At 72.5% G+C, this 17,086-nt stretch carries 17 protein-coding genes; 9 read left to right on the top strand and 8 right to left on the bottom strand.

Annotation, left to right across the window (positions count from 1 at the left end; genetic code table 11):
* Positions 1-106: 106 nt before the first annotated feature.
* Together ABIA33_RS27620 and ABIA33_RS27615 are read right to left on the bottom strand one after the other, a co-directional pair.
* Positions 107-1,465, bottom strand: coding sequence for an ABC transporter substrate-binding protein (locus ABIA33_RS27620; protein WP_370085323.1), 1,359 nt, complete (start codon positions 1,463-1,465; stop codon positions 107-109).
* Between the two features lie 30 nt (positions 1,466-1,495).
* Positions 1,496-1,831 (bottom strand): hypothetical protein, encoded by a 336-nt coding sequence (locus ABIA33_RS27615; RefSeq protein WP_370085322.1) that lies wholly within the window; start codon positions 1,829-1,831, stop codon positions 1,496-1,498.
* Here ABIA33_RS27615 and ABIA33_RS27610 point away from each other — a divergent pair.
* The 5 genes from ABIA33_RS27610 (at position 1,824) to ABIA33_RS27590 (ending at position 6,240) form a co-directional block, all read left to right on the top strand.
* Complete coding sequence (locus tag ABIA33_RS27610; protein ID WP_370085321.1) at positions 1,824-2,057, top strand: hypothetical protein; 234 nt, start codon at positions 1,824-1,826, stop codon at positions 2,055-2,057. The genes ABIA33_RS27615 and ABIA33_RS27610 overlap by 8 nt on opposite strands.
* A 246-nt stretch (positions 2,058-2,303) precedes the next feature.
* The gene (locus ABIA33_RS27605) at positions 2,304-2,906 is read left to right on the top strand and encodes a hypothetical protein (protein ID WP_370085320.1); all 603 of its coding nucleotides are present in this window, start codon (positions 2,304-2,306) and stop codon (positions 2,904-2,906) included.
* A 4-nt stretch (positions 2,907-2,910) separates the two neighbouring features.
* Positions 2,911-4,866 (top strand): hypothetical protein, encoded by a 1,956-nt coding sequence (locus tag ABIA33_RS27600; protein ID WP_370085319.1) that lies wholly within the window; start codon positions 2,911-2,913, stop codon positions 4,864-4,866.
* On the top strand, positions 4,863-5,564 hold the full coding sequence (locus ABIA33_RS27595; RefSeq protein ID WP_370085318.1) for an ABC transporter ATP-binding protein: 702 nt from the start codon (positions 4,863-4,865) through the stop codon (positions 5,562-5,564). Before ABIA33_RS27600 ends, ABIA33_RS27595 begins: the two co-directional genes overlap by 4 nt.
* Positions 5,554-6,240, top strand: a complete 687-nt coding sequence (locus ABIA33_RS27590; protein WP_370085317.1) for an ATP-binding cassette domain-containing protein — start codon at positions 5,554-5,556, stop codon at positions 6,238-6,240. Before ABIA33_RS27595 ends, ABIA33_RS27590 begins: the two co-directional genes overlap by 11 nt.
* Here ABIA33_RS27590 and ABIA33_RS27585 read toward each other — a convergent pair.
* Positions 6,227-6,988, bottom strand: a complete 762-nt coding sequence (locus tag ABIA33_RS27585; protein ID WP_370085316.1) for a transglycosylase family protein — start codon at positions 6,986-6,988, stop codon at positions 6,227-6,229. The genes ABIA33_RS27590 and ABIA33_RS27585 overlap by 14 nt on opposite strands.
* 171 nt (positions 6,989-7,159) lie before the next feature.
* Complete coding sequence (locus ABIA33_RS27580) at positions 7,160-7,942, bottom strand: transglycosylase family protein (RefSeq protein WP_370085315.1); 783 nt, start codon at positions 7,940-7,942, stop codon at positions 7,160-7,162.
* Between the two features lie 573 nt (positions 7,943-8,515).
* On the opposite strand from ABIA33_RS27580, the gene ABIA33_RS27575 reads away from it, so the two are divergent.
* The 3 genes from ABIA33_RS27575 (at position 8,516) to ABIA33_RS27565 (ending at position 10,890) form a co-directional block, all read left to right on the top strand.
* Positions 8,516-9,370 (top strand): hypothetical protein, encoded by an 855-nt coding sequence (locus ABIA33_RS27575; protein ID WP_370085314.1) that lies wholly within the window; start codon positions 8,516-8,518, stop codon positions 9,368-9,370.
* Positions 9,371-9,534: 164 nt separating this feature from the next.
* Positions 9,535-9,765: a hypothetical protein gene (locus ABIA33_RS27570; protein ID WP_370085313.1), complete on the top strand. Its 231-nt coding sequence runs from the start codon at positions 9,535-9,537 to the stop codon at positions 9,763-9,765.
* Positions 9,766-9,906: 141 nt separating this feature from the next.
* Positions 9,907-10,890, top strand: coding sequence for an acetylxylan esterase (locus ABIA33_RS27565; protein WP_370085381.1), 984 nt, complete (start codon positions 9,907-9,909; stop codon positions 10,888-10,890).
* A 107-nt stretch (positions 10,891-10,997) separates the two neighbouring features.
* Here the strand turns inward: ABIA33_RS27565 and der are convergent, their stop codons facing one another.
* The 4 genes from der to ABIA33_RS27545 form a co-directional block, all read right to left on the bottom strand.
* Positions 10,998-12,443 carry a ribosome biogenesis GTPase Der gene (der, locus tag ABIA33_RS27560; RefSeq protein WP_370085312.1) on the bottom strand — a complete coding sequence of 482 codons (1,446 nt, stop codon included), beginning with the start codon at positions 12,441-12,443 and terminating at the stop codon, positions 10,998-11,000.
* Positions 12,444-12,567: 124 nt separating this feature from the next.
* Positions 12,568-13,278 (bottom strand): (d)CMP kinase, encoded by a 711-nt coding sequence (gene cmk, locus ABIA33_RS27555; RefSeq protein WP_370085311.1) that lies wholly within the window; start codon positions 13,276-13,278, stop codon positions 12,568-12,570.
* Between the two features lie 84 nt (positions 13,279-13,362).
* Positions 13,363-14,454: a prephenate dehydrogenase gene (locus tag ABIA33_RS27550; protein WP_370085310.1), complete on the bottom strand. Its 1,092-nt coding sequence runs from the start codon at positions 14,452-14,454 to the stop codon at positions 13,363-13,365.
* 177 nt (positions 14,455-14,631) lie between these two features.
* Positions 14,632-15,609: a DMT family transporter gene (locus tag ABIA33_RS27545; protein ID WP_370085309.1), complete on the bottom strand. Its 978-nt coding sequence runs from the start codon at positions 15,607-15,609 to the stop codon at positions 14,632-14,634.
* On the opposite strand from ABIA33_RS27545, the gene ABIA33_RS27540 reads away from it, so the two are divergent.
* On the top strand, positions 15,608-17,035 hold the full coding sequence (locus ABIA33_RS27540) for a PLP-dependent aminotransferase family protein (RefSeq protein ID WP_370085308.1): 1,428 nt from the start codon (positions 15,608-15,610) through the stop codon (positions 17,033-17,035). The two genes, ABIA33_RS27545 and ABIA33_RS27540, sit on opposite strands and share 2 nt — an antisense overlap.
* The last annotated feature ends 51 nt before the right edge of the window (positions 17,036-17,086 follow it).

The raw sequence follows: 17,086 nt of genomic DNA, 5'->3' as shown, positions 1-17,086 counted from the left end.
GGAGGCGCGGGCGGAGGCATCGGCGGAGGCGCGGAGCGGTAGTGGAGAGGGGCAGGGCGTGGGGCTGAGCGCGGCGGCTGGGACGAGCTGACCTGGCCGACCCGAGTCAGGGGCGGAAGGGCAGGGCCGGCACCAGGAAGCAGTTGGTGTCCATGTCGGCCACCTGGGTGACCCAGCCGCCACCCTGCCAGCGGGCGACGTCCAGGCAGGCATGCTGCAGTCCGGTCGGCGCGGGGCGCGGGACGAAGTCGGTCGGGATGAGCAGCCCGTGCGCGTCGTAGGGCTGCGTGCGCTGCATGAAGCGGTCCAGGCAGTCGCGGCCCGCCCCTCCGTACACCTGTGCGCCGCAGGAGCCGGCCGCGTCGGTGAACCACTGCGCTGCTGCCCATCCCTCCAGCTCCCACTGCGACAGCTTCCCTTCCCTGGCTGGGAAGTAGCGACGCATCGCCGCCCGGAACGCGGCCACCGCCGGGTAGTGGACGTCCTCGTAGGAGCGGCTGTTGGCCGTGACCCAGAGTGCGTTGAGGCAGCCGGGGACGCTGCTGTAGTCGGTACCCGCCTGGGCGGACCAGTTCTGGACGTTCGTCACCTTCGCCGCCACCGAGACCCCCGCCGCCGCCATCGCCTGGCATAGGGCGACGTTCCCTCGGGTGTCCATGGCGTCCAGCAGCACCTGCGTGCCGTCGGCCTTCATCCCGGCGGCCACGGCGGCGAAGTTGGGCAGGGCGAAGTCGACAGTCTCGCTCAGCACCTGGTAGCCCTCGGCCTTGAGGCCCTGGGTCAGCTGAGCGGCATAGCGCGCAGAGTCGGCCTGGTTGTAGGAGACCACGGCGGCCGTGTGCAACCCGACTTTCTGCTTGAAGTACCGGTAGACCTCGGTGGTCTGGTACTCCGTGCCATTCCAGCCGACGGCCTTCCCGTTGCGCGGCTCGGAGCTGCCGTTGATCCCGTACAGGTGCGGGTAGAGGTCGTAGGCGTTGCCGATGGGCTCGCCGCCGATGTCGGGCACACCCTGGGCGCTGACGTACGGCGCGCCCGCGTAGTCGAGGGCGCTGGTGGCCACCAGCGCGACGACGTGGTCGTGGTCGATGAGCTTGTGGACGCAGGCCTGGTTGCCGCTTCCGCTTCCGCTGTCGTCACAGGTCACGACCTTGATCTGGCGTCCGTTGAGGCCGCCGGAGTCGTTCAGGGCGTGGAAGAACGCCTGTGCGCCGTACAGCGGCCCGCTGAAAGTCTCGGTGCCCAGGATGCTGGTCACCGAGGTGACGATGCCGATCGTGATGGGCGGTGCCGCGGCCGGTGCGGTGGCCGTGACGGGGGCGCTGCTCGGTGAGGCGAAGTCCCGCAGTGGCAGCCGACTACCGCACGCGGTCAGCGGCACGGCTGCCAGCAGCAGGGCCAGCGCGACCGATACTCCCGGCAGGGCGGCCCATGCCGGGAGCGGACGCACACGGAACGGACGCACCCTGAGTGGCACCTCGCGTCTCAGCCCGGGTCAGGCGCAGCCGGGCACGGGCGCCCCACCGCTGTTCAGCTTGACCAGGGTGCACAGCGTGGTGTCGGCGACCTTCCAGGTGCCGGACTCGTACACGGACTTGCCGGCCGAGTTCGGCAGCACGGGCGCTCCGCTCTCACAGAGGTTGAAGGTGACGTCGGCCGTGGTGGCGCTGGTGAAGCCGACCGACACAACCGTCACGGTGGCCTTGGTCGCCAATGGGTTGCTGGCGAAACCCTGCAGAACGGCGCCGAAGGCAGCGCCGTTCTGCAGCAGGCTGATCTTGGTGGTCGCCGGGGTCGCGGGGTCGAAGAACTTCTGGAAGTTCGTGGCCACCTGGGCGCCGGCCGACGCGGTGTCCGCCGGTCCGGTGCCGGTGATCGTCGGGGTACTGGTGCTGCTGCACGGCTGCGGGGCGGCGCTGCTCGGAGCGGCGCTGGTCGGAGCAGCACTGCTCGCGGCCGCGGTCGGCGTCGTGGCGGCACTGCTGGGTGAGGCCGTGGTACTGCTGCTACTGCACGCCGTTGCCAGAAGCAGGACGGCAGCGCCGAGGCCTACATAGGGGACGTACCTGTGACCGCTTGCGGAACCGTTGACCATGGAACCAACACCGCCCGACTCGGTATCCCATCTGACTCATCATCAGCTATCTTCCACGCTAACGGCTACCCGTCGTCGTGGTCCCGTCGCTGCACGTGTCGGCGAAATCGATGAAGGAACGTAACCGTCCGCAGAAGCTGGCCCGAAGGGCCATTCTACAGGGGAGACGATGACGGGTCCACGCGACTCCAGGACCGGGGCAGGCAGGATGACCAGGGCGGACGCTACTCTGCGGGCACTTCGGACGCATCTTGGGTGGATCTGTTTCGCGACCGGGGCGCTGCTCTGCGCGCTCGGTTGGTACGGCGTCTCCGGGGAGCGCTACAGCGCCCGCCAGATCCCCTACCTCGCGTCGGCCACCGCCCCCGGGACGGCTCTGCTCGTCGGCGGGCTCGTGCTCCTCGCGGCGCGCCGCGGCACTGCGGAGCCGAACCCCGAACAGGAGCGGATGCAGCGCCAGATCGCGGTGCTGTACCAGTTGCTGACGGAGACGGACGAGGCGCAGGCCGCCCGGCAGCCGACCGCCGCGGAAGGAACGGTCTCCGGGGCCCCCGGGGCCGCCGGGGGAACGGAGGGAACCGGGGGAACGGGGGGAACCGGGGCCTTTGGGGAAACCAGGGGAATCGGCTCCGGGGGAAGGAGCTCCGTGCCGTCCCGGGAAGCGCTGCTCACCATCCCTGGCGGCGGCATGTACCACCGGGCCGGCTGCCTCCTGGTCCAGGGCCGCACGGACGCGGAGGAGGTGGCGCCCGCCACGGCGACGGCACGCGGACTGCGCCCCTGCCCGCTGTGCGACCCTCCGGAGGTCTGAGCGCATGGCCACGCCGCTCGCCCTCGACCTTGCTGTCGCCGGGATCGCCGTCGGCAGCGCCGCCGCGCTCTCGGGTATCGGCCTGGTGGTCTGCTATCGCGCCACCGGGGTGCTGAACCTGGCGCAGGGGGCGGTCGCCATGGTCACGGCCTACGCGCTGCGCGAGACGGTGGTGGTGTGGCACTGGCCACGCCCCCTGGCCATCGCCTGCTGCCTGCTGCTGTTCGCGCCCGGCCTCGGTGTGCTCATGGACGTCGCGGTCTTCCGCCGGCTCCAGCGTCGCAACGCCGGGACGGCCGAGACGCTGGTCGCCGGACTGGGCGTGTTCGTGCTGCTGGTCGGCGGAGCGGCCCTGCTCTGGGGTCTGACCCCGCTCGGCGACGCCCCGGTACTGGTGCCCGCGACGCCGCTGGTGGCTCCTGGTGGTCTGCGGGTCACCCTGGACACGGTTGTCGAGCTGGGCACGGTGCTGGTCCTCGCGGCGGGCGTGGGCGCCGTGAACCGCTGGACCCGCTTCGGCACGACGCTGCGCGCCGTGGTCGACAACCGCCGCCTCGCCGAGCTCGCGGGGCTGGACGCGGACGAGGTCTCCTCGGTCGGCTGGGCCTTCGGCGCGTTCACCGCCGGTCTGACCGGCGTCCTGCTGGCTCCCGGGCTGCGACTCGACCCGTACGGGCTGCCGCTGCTGGTCATGGAGACCATGGCGGTCGCCGTCGCGGCCGGACTCCGCAGCCTGCCGCTCACCGTCGTCGTCGCGCTGGCCCTGGGCGTCGCGCAGAGCGAACTCACGGCGCTTCACCCCGCGGGCGGGAACCAGGCGTTGCTGCAGGCGGTGAGCGCGAACCTGTTCGTCCTGGCGCTGGTCGCGGCGGCGTTGCTGCCCGGCAGGCTGGCCTCGGCCGCGACGACGCAGACCATGCCGCTGCCGGGCGACCGACCTCACAGCGCGCTGGTGCGGCGCGTACTGCTGACGGCGTGCGCCGTCATGCTCCTCGGCCCGCTGGCGTTGCGCGGCGTCGACCTGCGGTCGCTGCTTCCCGGACCCGCCCTGGCGCTGGTCCTGCTCTCGCTGGTCGTGGTCACCGGCTACGGCGGCCAGATCTCGCTGGGCCAGGCCGGATACGCCGGTCTCGGCGCGCTGCTGACCGGGGCCCTCGCCGGCGGCGCGGTCCCCGGCGTGCCGCCCCTGCCCGCGCCGCTGGCGCTGCCCCTGGCCGTACTGGTCGCCGCCCCGTTCGGGCTGCTGGTCGGCTGGCCGGCGATCCGGCGACGAGGGCTCACGCTGGCTCTGACCACCTTCGCGGTCGGCACGGCGATGAGCCGGCTCGTCTTCCAACAGCCCGTTCTGACCAGCGGACTACGGCTCGACCGGACCGGTGCATGGGGCAACGACCGCGTCTTCTACGCCGTGGAACTGGTCTTGCTCGGCGTCGCCCTGCTGCTCGTTCGGGCGCTGCACGAGGGCAGGATCGGTCGCGCGCTGGGGGCGATGCGCGACCACGAGCCCGCCGCGTACGCCTCCGGCGTGGACGTGCCCCGGCTCAAGCTGCTGGCCTTCACCGCCGGTGCGGCCTTCGCCGCTCTCGGCGGTGGGTTGCTGGGACTGGGCGCGCAGGCGTTCGACCCCAATGCCTTCGATCCGATTCTCGGCCTGCTGTGGTTCGCCGCTGTGGTGGTCTTCGGCGCGGGCAGCGCTTCGGGCGCGGTGCTGGCGGCGGTCGCGCTCACCACGCTGGACGCCGCAACCACGGCCGGCGTCTCGGCGGCCGCTATCGGCGTTCTCGCCCTGCTGCGCGGACGCTTCACCTCCCCGACCGCGACCCGGGGCCAGCCGCAGACCCGGCCTCAACCACAGTCCCAACCCCAACCCCTTCCCGAACGCCCGGCCGAGGCCGCCGAAGTGCGCCTCAGCCCGCTCGGGCGGCGGCTCGCCTCCCAGCGTCACGGCAGTTCGCGATGAGCCCGCGCGGCGCCCGGGGCGCGCAGCTCTCCGCGCACGGACTGGTCCGCCGCTTCGGCGGCGTCATCGCGCTCGACGGCGTCTCCCTGGAGGTGCCGCCCGGTCGGATCACGGCTCTGACCGGCCCCAACGGGGCAGGCAAGAGCACCCTGTTCCGATGCCTCAGCGGTGCGGAGCGGCCCGACGCGGGACAGGTGCTGCTGGACGGGCGGGACATCACCCGACTGCCGGAACATACCCGGGCGCGGCTCGGACTGGCCCGGACCTTCCAGCAGATCGCGGTGTTCCCCGGCCTGTCGGTCGCCGACAACCTCCGCGTCGGCGCCGAGCAGGCGGGCCGCCGCCCGTCCAAGGAGGCCGACGCCCCGGTGGCGCGCACGCTGCGCCTGCTCGGCCTCGACCAGCTCGCCGACCTCCCCGCCGCCGACCTGCCCACCGGCACGCTGCGGCTGGTGGAGCTGGGCCGCGCCCTCGCAGCCGACCCTGGGGTCCTGCTGCTCGACGAACCGGCGGCCGGCCTCGACCGGGACGAGACCGAGCGCCTCGTCCTGCTGCTCACGGCCCTCGCCGGTGACGGACTGGCGGTGCTGCTGGTCGAGCACGACCGGGAGTTGGTGGACCGGATCGCGGACAGTGTGCACACCATGGCCGCCGGGCGACTCACCGACGGCGAGGGGAGCCGAGCCCATGGCCGTTGAGATCGCCCTGTCGCAGGCCCGCGTCCGGTACGGCCCTTTGGAGGCGCTGCACGGAGTGGACCTGGGCATCCCCGCCGGCCGCCGCACGATGCTGCTGGGACGCAACGGTGCGGGCCGCAGTACCGTCCTGCATGCGCTGGCCGGGACCGAGCCGCTGTCCGGCGGCCAGGTGCTCTGGTACGGCGGCGAGGCCGATGCCCGTGACATCACCGGGCTGGGCGCGTACCGCCGCGCGCGGCTGGGCCTGACCCTGGTCCCCGCCGAGCGGGCGGTCTTCCCGTCGCTCTCGGTGGCCGACCACCTGTCCTGGCTGGATGACGCCGCGCGGGACGCTGCGCTGGACCTGTTCCCCGAGCTGCGGCGCCTGCTCGGCCGTAGCGCGGGGACGCTGTCCGGGGGCGAACAGCAGATGGTGGCGCTGGCTGCGGCCTTGGCCGGGCCTTCGCGACTGCTGCTGCTGGACGAGTTGGGGCGGGGCCTCGCCGCGCCGGTGGTCGCGCGGGTACACGGGGCGCTGGCGGCGGCCGTCGCGGCGGGTCGGACCGTCGTCCTCGCGGAGCAGGTGCTGCCTTCCGGGCCGGCGGCACCCGATCTCGTGTACGTGCTGCACCGGGGTTCGGTGGTGTTCGCGGGCGAGCCGGGCGAGTTGGAGGGGACGGGGATCAGCGCAGGTTGAGGACCGTACCGGCTGTCAGGACGTCCGGGTTGGGGCCGACGACGGCGCGGTTGCGCTGGTAGAGCGCGGGCCAGCCGCCCTTGAGCGCGTAGCGCGAGGCGATGCCGGAGAGGGTGTCGCCGTCGCGGACCGTGTAGCGGGCGGGGGTGGGGGGTGTGGGGGTGGGGGTTGGCGTGGGGGTTGGCGTGGGCGTTGGCACGGGGGTCGGCGAGGGGGTGGGTTTTGGTGTGGGCGTTGGCGTTGGCTTAGGTGTGGACGTCGGCTTCGGCGTTGGGTTAGGCGTGGGCGTCGGCTTGGGTGTCGGCGTCGGCTTGGGTGTCGGCGTCGGCTTGGGCGTGGGCGTCGGCTTGGGTGTCGGCGTTGGCTGCGGGGGCGGCGTCGGAGTGGGCTTGGGTGTGGGCGTCGGTTTTGGCTGGAGCAGGCCCAGTTGGCGCGCGCAGTCCGGCCACGCCTCCCACCCCTGCCAGCGAAGGATCCGCTCCGCGACCGCGATCTGCTGGAGCCGGGTCGCCAGGTCCGGCCGTGCCGCGTACCGCGGTCCACCCGCCTCCCGCCAGGTCTCGGCTGAGATCTGGACGCCTCCGTAGTAGCCGTTGCCGGTGTTGATGTGCCAGTCACCGCTGCTCTCGCACTGCGCGAGCGTGTTCCACACGGCACCGGACACCCACGTCGACGCGGCGGCGTCGAAGCCCCACGGCGCGGTCCACAGCAACCCGGTGCACAACGGCACGGTCACTACGGCCGCCACGAGAACTCGTCTCCCTATGCTCACGGCAGGTGACGCTATGTCTGATCAACACACAGTCAGATGATATGACCGTGTGCCACGCCGTCAGATCACCCGTACGGCCGCCCGGACGCGCCGCAGCGCGGCACCCCCGGGAGGGGACGCCGCGCCGTGGGTCGAGCCGACGGAACGTCAGCCGATGGTGAGCTGCTGGCCCGGGAAGATCAGGTTCGGGTTGGAGCCGACCGTGCTCTTGTTGTTCTGGTACAGCGTCTGCCAGGAGGTACCGTTCGCCGCGGCGATCACGCTCAGGGTGTCGCCGGACTTCACCGTGTAGCTGGCGCCCGAAGCGGTCGCGTGGGCGTGGCTGGTGGAGCTGGTCGCCGGCGCGCTCGTCGCGCTGCTGGACTTGACCGTGCTGGAGGAACTGCTGCTGTCGCTGCTGCTCGTGGGCGCGGCGGCCTGCTTCGAGCTGGAGCCGCCCGTGCTGCTGGAGCTGCCCGTGCTGCTCGAGTTCGAGCTGCTGGAACCGGAGTTGCTGGACGAGGTGCTCACGCCGGCGGGAGCACCGCCCTGGGTCAGTCCGGCCTTGGGGCCGCAGACCGGCCACGCGCCGGGGCCCTGCGAGGCGAGGACCTTCTCGGCCACGGCGATCTGCTGGCCCTTGCTGGCCTGGTCCGCGGAGGCCGCGTACTGGGTGCCACCGTAGGCGGCCCAGGTGGACGGCGAGAACTGCAGGCCACCGGAGTAGCCGTTGCCGGTGTTGATGCTCCAGTTGCCCGTGCTCTCGCACTGGGCAACCGCGTCCCAAGTGGAAACGGAGGCGGCGGAGGCGCTGGTGGCAGCCACCAGGCCGGCCACGGGGGCGGCGACGACCACACCGGCGAGGACGACGGCACGCAGTCGGTTCCTCTTCGGGCCACCCTCGGGGGTGGCGGTGGTGCGGGCAGCGTCGGTCTCGCGGCGGAAGATCATGAAGTCCCTCTCGACAGCCCCGGCCGGACCGACGGGGTGGCGCGCCGAACGCGCTTCTCCCCCGTCGCCACGGTTCGCAGGACGGGCGGCTTCGCGGAGGCGTCGCCTTACCGTCCCGGCACCCACCACTCGCCACCGACCTGTCCTGCGGCGGCGGGCGCGCCTCCCAGGATTGAGCCGGGGAGACGTACGGAGGTGGGCGAACCCGGGTGGTGCTCGTTGCACCGGTGTCCGAACGTAGGCAAGTCTTGCTGCGCATTCAACTAAATCTGAATCACCGCATGTCAGCCTCATGTTACCCATGGTATTGATCAAGGAATCCAAGATCGTTTGCCCGGATTCATCCTCTTTTGGACAAGATCGATAGGGAATGGCGTGGGGTGCGCCACATGACCCCTCCGGTGAGCTGACCCACATTGTCGACAGAGCGTCATGCCCGACCAGCCCATCGTCACCAAGATGCCGACCTCTCCCCGACGCGGACCCCGTCAACCGTGACCCGAAGCACACCCGGTCCGTTTGTCATCACGGCGGAGGTGGACCCGCCCCGCCCCTGCGACCCAAGGAGTGTCCGTGCCCCGCTTGATCGACGTCAGTGACGAGGTACGTGCGGAGATCGGCGACGACGAGGCCGACCGTCTGCTCACCGGAGTGACCGCTCCGGACCAGTACGACTGCACCTCCTGTCGAGCCCCGGGCGATGTCACCCTCGAACCGACTGCGACCGTGCTCTTCGTCGGAGAGGAGACCGCCGTACTCGCCTTCGCCCACTCCCGCTGCATTCCGTCCCAGGTGGTGCCGGTGGCCGAGGAGCAGTTGCTCGGCGCCGTCCGCACCATCAGCCAGCAGTCCGGCGGCACCACCGCCGCCCCGGGCCCAGGAGCGGCGGCGCCGGCGGCGGTCGCCGATCCCGCAGCCGGCCCCGCCCCGGCGCAGCCGGCCGGAGCCGCTGTACTCGGCGTCACCTGCGGTCTCGTGCTGAGCCAGCGGGGCCCGTACGCGGGTGTCCCGCGGGCGGCGCTGGTCGTGGAGCCGACCGGTCCGGTGGGCCGCCCCGGCGCGGAGTCGGGTCCGGACCAGTTCGTCGAGATGCTCTTCGAGCACGGCCTCGGCCAGATCCCCGACGTGGAGCAGCCGCCCGGCCAACTGCCCGGCTGGTCGGTGCTGATGGCCATGGGCCAGCTGCACGCCATCCTCCAACCCGCCCAGGGCGGCGGCACCATGGCCTGGTGGCAGGCACACCAGCCGTTGCAGGTCACCGACGCCTGGCGGGCGGCGGCGGCCCAGCAGGGCGAGGTGATCATGTACGCCGCTCCGGCCGGCAGCATCGGCCGCCAGCCCCGCGAGGACCTGCTGCGCCAAGCCCTGGACGGCGCGGCCCGCCGCGGCCTGCTGCTCGGCGCGGTGCTGCCGCTGGCCGGGACCTGAGCTGAGCCGCCCCGGCCGCTGGAAGTCGAGCTCCCGGCCGGGGCGCATCGGTGGATGGCGCCCCGCATCCCGTGGCGCGCCCGGTCGTTGGCCATGGTGTGCAGACCTTCAACTCCCTCCCTCCGCAGCGTTGGGCCCCCGGCTACTCCCCCAGCGCCCCACTGATGCCCTCGCCCCGTTCGTACGAGGCGGAACCGCCCTCCACCACGCCCATCTACGACTCCCTGTACTCGGAGTTCCGCCGGCTCTTCCGCGCGTTGCCGGGGGACCGCTCGGGGGAGGAGGACCTGCGCTTCACCGGCTTCGGCCACTACCACGGCGCGAGCACCGAGTACGCCGCCCAGGGCGTGGGGCGGCACCGAGGCTATCTCTCGCTGCCTCCCGGCCGGAGCTGAACCCTCGCCGGGGCCAGGTGCTGCCGGGTGCGCCCGATGGGCCGGGACACCCGGCAGGGCCGTTCTTCCCCGATCCGGGGTCGGGGTGCTGGAATGACTCAGCGCTTGCTGATCATCGCCATCACTTCCCTGAGGACGACCATGCCGCTGACTGACCAGTCCTTCGAGGACCTCGTCGACTACCGCCCCGAGCTCACCGCGCCTGAGGACTTCGACGCCTTCTGGCAACAGACCCTCGCGGAGGCGCGGACCCACTCGGGCGCCCCGACGGTCACGCCGGTGCCCGACTCGCTGCTCACCACCGTCGACGTCTTCGACGTCCGGTTCCCGGGCTGGAACGGCGAGCCGATAGCCGCGTGGCTGCTGCTGCCCAAGGGCGGGGACGGGCCGCTGCCGACGATCGTGCGGTACATCGGCTACAGCGGCGGCAGGGGCCTGCCCACCGACCACCTGCTGCCGCCGAGCGCCGGCTACGCCCACCTGGTCGTGGACAGCCGGGGCCAGGGCCACGACACGCCCGACCGCGGCGAGGGCTCAGGCACTCAGTGGGTGCAGGGCTTCATGACCCGCGGCATCGAGGATCCGCGCCACCACTACTACCGCCGCCTGATCACGGACTGCGTCCGGGCCGTGGACGCCGCCGCGCAGCTTCCCCGGGTGGATCCGGAGCGGATCATCGTGGCCGGCAGCAGCCAGGGCGGCGGCCTCTCCCTCGCCGTCGCGGGTCTGGCGTCCGAACGGGTCGCGGCGGCGATGCCGGACGTGCCGTTCCTCTGCCACTTCCGTCGCGCGGCGGACATCTCCGGCGAGGGGCCCTACGTCGAGATCGCCACCTACCTGCGCCACCACAGCCGGGACAGGGTGGAGACGGCCTTCGACACCCTGGCCTACTTCGACGGGGTGCACTTCGCCACCCGCGCCACCGTCCCTGCGCTGTTCAGCGTGGGCCTGATGGACCCGATCTGCCCGCCGTCCACCGTCTATGCGGCCTACAACCGCTACGCGGGCGAGGACCGCGCCATCAGCGTCTGGCGCTTCGCCGACCACGGCGGCGGCTACGGCTCCTCGGCCCGGGTCCAGTTGGAGTGGCTGCGCGAGCGGGGACTCGCGCCCAAGTCGGTCTGACGGTTCGACACCTGCCCGACAACCACACCCGCCCGGCAACGCCGTCGGCCCCCGCGCTGACCTGCGCACGGGGGCCGACCTGTGGGCGTGTCCGCCTACTTCTTGGCCTACTTCTTGCGTCCGCGCTTCTCGCGCACCCGCACGCTGATCGAGATCGGCGTGCCGACGAAGCCGAACTCCTCGCGCAGGCGGCGCTCGACGAATCGGCGGTAGCCTGCCTCGATGAAGCCGGAGGCGAAGAGCACGAAGCGCGGCGGCTTCGCTCCCGCCTGCGTCCCGAACAGGATGCGCGGCTGCTTGCCACCGCGGACCGGGTGCGGGTGGGAGGCGACCAGTTCGCCGAGGAAGGCGTTCAGCCGCGCGGTGGGGATCCGGGTCTCCCAGCCGGCCAGCGCGGTCTCGATCGCCGGGACCAGCTTCTCCATGTGGCGGCCGGTGAGCGCGGAGACGTTCACCCGGGGCGCCCACTGCACCTGGACGAGGTCCTGCTCGATCTCCCGCTCCAGGTAGTAGCGCCGCTCCTCGTCGAGCTTGTCCCACTTGTTGTAGGCCACGACGACGGCGCGGCCGGACTCCACCGCCATGGTGATGATCCGGGTGTCCTGCTCGGCGAGGGTGTCGCTGGCGTCGATCAGGATCACCGCCACCTCGGCCTTCTCCAGCGCGGCCGCGGTGCGCAGCGAGGCGTAGAAGTCGGCGCCCGCCGTCTGGTGCACGCGGCGGCGGATGCCGGCGGTGTCGATGAACTTCCAGGTCTTGCCGCCGAGCTCGATCAGTTCGTCGACCGGGTCGCGGGTGGTGCCGGCCAGCTCGTTGACGACGACCCGGTCCTCCTTGGCGACCTTGTTCAGCAGGCTCGACTTGCCGACGTTGGGACGGCCGATCAGCGCGACCCGGCGCGGGCCGCCGACGATGTCGCCGAAGGTCTGCTCGGGCGCGGGGGGCAGCTTCGCCAGGATGGCGTCCAGCAGGTCGCCGGAGCCGCGTCCGTGCAGCGCGGAGACGCAGTACGGCTCGCCGAGGCCGAGCGACCAGAGCATGGCCGCGTCGGCCTCGCCGGACAGGCCGTCCACCTTGTTGGCGCAGAGCACCACCGGCTTGCCGGACTTGCGGATCAGCTTGACCAGCGCCTCGTCGGTGTCGGTCGCGCCGACCGTGGCGTCGACGACGAACAGCACCGCGTCGGAGTTCTCGATCCCAAGCTCGGCCTGCGCCGCGACCATGGCGTCCAGGCCGAAGACGTCGATCTCCCAGCCGCCGGTGTCGACCAGCTTGAAGCGACGGCCGTTCCAGGTGGCCTCGTACTCGACGCGGTCGCGGGTCACCCCCGGCTTGTCCTCGACGACGGCCTCGCGGCGGCCGATGATGCGGTTCACCAGAGTCGACTTGCCGACGTTGGGTCGGCCGACGACGGCGAGTACCGGCAGCGGGCCCTGGCCCGCGTTCAGGTCGCCGATGTCCTCGGGGTCGAAGCCCTCCTCGGCGGCCAGCGCCATGAACTCGGCGTAGTCCGCCTCGTCCAGCTCGCCGTTGCCGACGTTCTCGTTGCTCATTACCCGTGCCAACTCTCGTTCGTCGTCGCCCGGGAGGGGCGCGTAAAGCTCAGTGGATGTCCGAATGCGTGGTGGTGTCTGCGGTGCTGTGCGTGGTGGTGCCGGAAAGCCTGGTCGGTCGGGTCTACCGTGACGGCACGGCGGCGACCCGCTCGCGCACCAGCCCCAGGATGTGTTCGATGACCTCGTCCGGCGCCATCTCGCTGGTGTCGACCTCGACCGCGTCCTCGGCCTTCGCCAGCGGCGAGGTCGCCCGGCCGGAGTCGGCCGCGTCCCTGCGTTCGATGTCCGCCAGGATCTCGGCGATCCCAGCGGGGTCGTCCACACCGAGCTGCGCGGCTCGGCGGGCGGCCCTGGTGGTGGCCGAGGCGGTGAGGAAGACCTTGAGGTCGGCGCGCGGGAAGACCACGGTGCCCATGTCGCGTCCCTCGGCGACGATGCCGCGCGGCGCCGCCTCGGCCGAGCCGCGCTGCAACTCGACCAGCCGGGTCCGCACCTCGGGAACGGCGGATACGGCGCTGACGGCCGCGGTGACGGCCGCGCCGCGGATGGGCCCGGACACGTCCCGGCCGTCCACGGTGATCGTCGGACCGCTCGCGTCCGTGCCGGAACGGATCACCGGCTTGACCGAGGCCAGCGCGACAGCGTCGGCGTCGTCGACGTCGACCCCGTGCTGCAGCAGCCAGTGGGTCATCGCGCGGTACATCGCACCGGTGTCGAGGAAGCTGAGGCCGAGACGGGAGGCGATCTCGCGGGAGACGGTGGACTTGCCGGTACCGGCGGGACCGTCGAGGACGACGATCACCGGGGCATCCGAACGGTCGGCTGTATCCACGGTGGAAGGTCCTTCTCTGTCACGGCCTGTCGGTCCGCTCGGCGGCGGAACGAGGCACGGCACGGCTGGGGTCTCCACCCAAGGTTACCGGTCGGAGCGCACCCGCCAGCCCCGCTCCTGCAGGGCCGCGGTCAGCGGCCCCGCCGCGGCGGGGGCGACCATCAGCTGGACCAGGCCGACCTGCTGCCCGGTGGAGTGCTCGATGAGCACGTCCTCGATGTTGACCCCGGCCCGTCCGGCCTCGGCGAACAGGCGCGCGAGCTCGCCCGGCTGGTCGCCGATGACCACGGCGACCGTCTCGTAGCGGGTGGGCGGCGCACCGTGCTTTCCGGGGATCCGGGCCCGGCCGGCGTTGCCCCGGCGCAGCACGTCTTCGATGGCGCCGGCGCCCTCCTCGCGCTTGGCCTCGTCGGCGGCCTGGAGCGCGCGCAGCCCGGCGACCGTCCCGCCCAGGTCCGCCGCCAGCTCCTCCAGGATGTCGGCGACGACGCCGGCGTTGGCGCTGAGGATCTCCACCCACATCTGCGGGTTGGAGCCGGCGATCCTCGTGGTGTCGCGGATGCCGGGACCGGCCAGCCGGACCGCGTTCTCCTCGGCGTGCTCCAGACGGGCCGCGACCAGGCTCGCGAGCAGTTGCGGGGTGTGCGACACCAGGGCTACGGCCCGGTCGTGGGCGGCGGCGTCCATCACGACGGGTACCGCCCCGCACAGTGCGACCAGTTCCAGCGCGGCGTTCAGGGTGTCGGTGTCGGTGTCGGGCGTGGGGGTGAGCACCCAGGTCCGGCCTTCGAACAGGTCCGCCCTCGCCGCCAGCGGACCGGTGCGCTCGGCGCCGGCCATGGGGTGGCTGCCGATGTAGTGGACGGTGTCGCAGCCCAGGGCGGCGATGTCCTGGCGCGGGCCCGACTTCACGCTGGCGACGTCGGTGTAGCTGCGGGCCAGGCCGTGCTGCTGGGAGTCGGCGAGCACGGAGGCGATCAGTGCCGGCGGCACGGCGATGATGGCGAGGTCGACCTGGCCCGGCGGGTCCTCGGCGATGCCCGCGCCGAGCGAGGCGGCGGTACGGGCGGCGTCGGGGTCGACGTCGCGGAGGTAGACCGTTATTCCGCGCGCGGTGAGCGCGAGTGCGGCGGAGGTGCCGATCAGTCCGGTGCCGATGACGGCGGCGGTGCGCATGGCGGGCTACGTCCCTCGACGATTGGGTGTCCGTGAGATCCCATGATTCCGCATCCATGGTCCACTGTGCGGCGTGAGGCCGGTCGCCGATCGGGCCGGGGCGCAGGCCGACCCGATCAGCACGGCGGCACGACGCCCCCCACGTGGCGCCGTACTGCCTCGTCCTGCCCGTTCACACTAATCCGACCGCCCGCCATGCGGAATAATTTGTCCACTGGTCGAGACATGAGGAGGAGTGGCGACTGCCTGGGGCCGCGCCGGCCCGCTCGCCCGCTGGGTCACGGCGATGCAGGCGAGTACCAGCGTCGCGGTCGGCAGCGCGAGTGACGGCAACCGCTCGCCGATCAGGAGTGCCGACCACAGCAGCGTCAGCAACGGTTGCGCGAGCTGCAGTTGGCTGGCCCTCGGCACACCGATGGCCGCCATCCCCCGGTACCAGAGGACGAAGCCGCCGAACTGCGAGACGGCCGCGACGTAGGCCATGGCGGTGAGCGACCTGACCGTCGGGTGCACCGGCTCCGATGCCAGCGCCACCACCGTGGTCACAGCGGTGAGCGGCAGCGCCGCGACCACTCCCCAGGCGATCACCTGCCACCCCGGCAGGTGGCGGGCCAGCCGGCCCCCTTCGGCGTATCCGGCCGCGCACACCAGTAGTGCGCCGAACAGGTACAGGTCCCCCGCGGTGAGCCGCCCGTGGCTCTGCTGCAGGGCGAAGCCGACGACGATCGCGGCACCCGCGAGCGCGGCCCACCAGAACAGCCGGGGCAGGCGGGTACGGGTCAGCGCCGCCGAGATCGCCGCGGTGGCCAGCGGGAGGACGCCGATCACAACGGCGGAGTGTGCGGTGGAGGAGGTCTGCAGTGCCAGCGTGGTCAGCAGTGGGAAGCCGACGACGCAGCCGCCCGCCACCGCGACCAGCCCGCGCCAGTGCCGGCGGGCGGGCACCGGGACGCGGCCGCCGGCGAGGCAGGCCGCCGCCAGCAGCCCGGCTAGCACGCCCCGGACACCGGTCACGGTCCAGGGACCGAAGCCCTCCAACGCCCAGAACGTGGCAGGGAAGCTGAACGAGAAAAGGAGGACGGCCGCCCCCGCGAGCAGGGTCCCACCGCTTTCCGAAACCGAACGAGATCTGATAGCGCTATCGTGTTCTCTCATGAACGAGCGTAGCAGTGTGGCGAACCTGGCGGAATCGCTCAGGAGGGAGCTTCAGTGCTACTCTGATGGGCAGATACTTCCGCCGAGTCGGGTACTGGTGGATCGATACCATGTCAGCCCGGTGACCCTCTCCCGTGCCATCTCCGTGCTCGCCGCCGAGGGCCTGGTCGTGTCCCGGCCTGGTGCCGGGGTGTTCCGGGCTCGGCCGCACCGGGTGCCGTACGCCGCCGGGGACTTCTCCTGGCAGCAGGTGGCCCTGAGCTCCGAGGCAGCGGCCCGCAGCGTCGACGCCTCCGGCGTCCTGGCCACGCTCACCGTCCCGCCCGCCGACGTGATCGACCTCAACGGCGGCTACCTCCACCCCTCCCTGCAACCGGAGCGGGCCCTGGCGGCGGCCCTGGCCCGCGCCGGACGCAGGCCGGGCACCTGGAGCCGCCCCCCGGTGGAAGGACTCGCCGACCTGAGGACCTGGTTCGCTGCGGACATCAGCGGAGCCGGCGGCTCCCTCGGCGCCGCCGACGTGCTGATCACCGCAGGAGGGCAGAGCGCACTCAGCACCGCACTGCGCTCCCTCGCCCCGCCCGGAGCGCCGGTGCTGGTCGAGTCGCCCACCTACCCTGGGGTGCTGGGCATCGCCCACGCGGCCGGACTGCGTCCCGTCCCGGTCCCCGTCGACGCCGAGGGGGTCCGCACCGACCTGCTCGCCGACGCCTTCCAGAGCACTGGCGCTCGCGTCTTCGTCTGCCAGCCCCTGTTCCAGAACCCCACCGGCGCCGTCCTCTCCCCGCGGCGCCGGGGCGAGGTCCTGGCCGTCGCCCGCGCGGCCGGCGGCTTCGTGGTAGAGGACGACTTCGCCCGCAACCTGGTCCACGCGGACTCGCCCCCGCTGCCCCTCCCGCTGGCCGCCGACGACCCCGACGGCGTGGTGGTGCACGTCCGCTCGCTCACCAAGGCCACCTCGCCGAGCCTCCGCGTCGGCGCGCTCACCGCGCACGGCCCCGCGTTCGAACGGCTGCGCGCACTTCAGGCCGTGGACAGCTTCTTCGTGCCCCGCCCGCTCCAGGAGACCGCTCTGGAACTCGTCGCGGCACCGGCCTGGCGCAGCCATCTGCGGCTGATCGCGGGCGAGTTGCGCGACCGCAGACGGGCCGTGACCACCGAGCTGCAGCGGCTGGCTCCCGACCTGCTGACCGAACCCGCGCCGCTGGGCGGCTACCACCTCTGGCTCCGCCTCCCCGACGGCACCGACGAGACCGCCCTCGTCGCCGCCGCCCTCCGCGCGGGAGTCGCCGTCACGCCCGGCAGCGCCTACTTTCCCGCCGAGGCACCGGCTCCCCATCTGCGCCTGAGCTACGCCGGTGCGTCCAACACCGCCCAGCTCACCGAGGGCGTGGACCACCTGCTCCGCGCGTTCGGGGCCCGGTAGCGACTGGCCCCGGCAGCGCGCACCGCCCGAGCACCACCCGCAGCACCCGCT

The sequence above is a fragment of the Streptacidiphilus sp. MAP12-16 genome, assembly GCF_041262165.1.
In the GTDB taxonomy this organism is placed as follows: Bacteria; Actinomycetota; Actinomycetes; order Streptomycetales; family Streptomycetaceae; genus Streptacidiphilus.
This window is presented reverse-complemented; position numbering and strand designations above follow the sequence as displayed.

What these genes read in the sequence shown, in the direction of transcription:
- ABIA33_RS27605 (WP_370085320.1), top strand. Translation starts at nt 2,304, where the DNA reads ATGACCAGGGCGGACGCTACTCTGCGGGCACTTCGGACGCATCTTGGG.
- ABIA33_RS27600 (WP_370085319.1), top strand. Translation starts at nt 2,911, where the DNA reads ATGGCCACGCCGCTCGCCCTCGACCTTGCTGTCGCCGGGATCGCCGTC.
- ABIA33_RS27595 (WP_370085318.1), top strand. Translation starts at nt 4,863, where the DNA reads ATGAGCCCGCGCGGCGCCCGGGGCGCGCAGCTCTCCGCGCACGGACTG.
- ABIA33_RS27590 (WP_370085317.1), top strand. Translation starts at nt 5,554, where the DNA reads ATGGCCGTTGAGATCGCCCTGTCGCAGGCCCGCGTCCGGTACGGCCCT.
- ABIA33_RS27580 (WP_370085315.1), bottom strand. Translation starts at nt 7,942, where the DNA reads ATGATCTTCCGCCGCGAGACCGACGCTGCCCGCACCACCGCCACCCCC.
- ABIA33_RS27570 (WP_370085313.1), top strand. Translation starts at nt 9,535, where the DNA reads ATGCCCTCGCCCCGTTCGTACGAGGCGGAACCGCCCTCCACCACGCCC.
- ABIA33_RS27565 (WP_370085381.1), top strand. Translation starts at nt 9,907, where the DNA reads ATGCCGCTGACTGACCAGTCCTTCGAGGACCTCGTCGACTACCGCCCC.
- der (WP_370085312.1), bottom strand. Translation starts at nt 12,443, where the DNA reads ATGAGCAACGAGAACGTCGGCAACGGCGAGCTGGACGAGGCGGACTAC.
- ABIA33_RS27550 (WP_370085310.1), bottom strand. Translation starts at nt 14,454, where the DNA reads ATGCGCACCGCCGCCGTCATCGGCACCGGACTGATCGGCACCTCCGCC.
- ABIA33_RS27540 (WP_370085308.1), top strand. Translation starts at nt 15,608, where the DNA reads ATGAACGAGCGTAGCAGTGTGGCGAACCTGGCGGAATCGCTCAGGAGG.
- ABIA33_RS27545 (WP_370085309.1), bottom strand. Translation starts at nt 15,609, where the DNA reads ATGAGAGAACACGATAGCGCTATCAGATCTCGTTCGGTTTCGGAAAGC.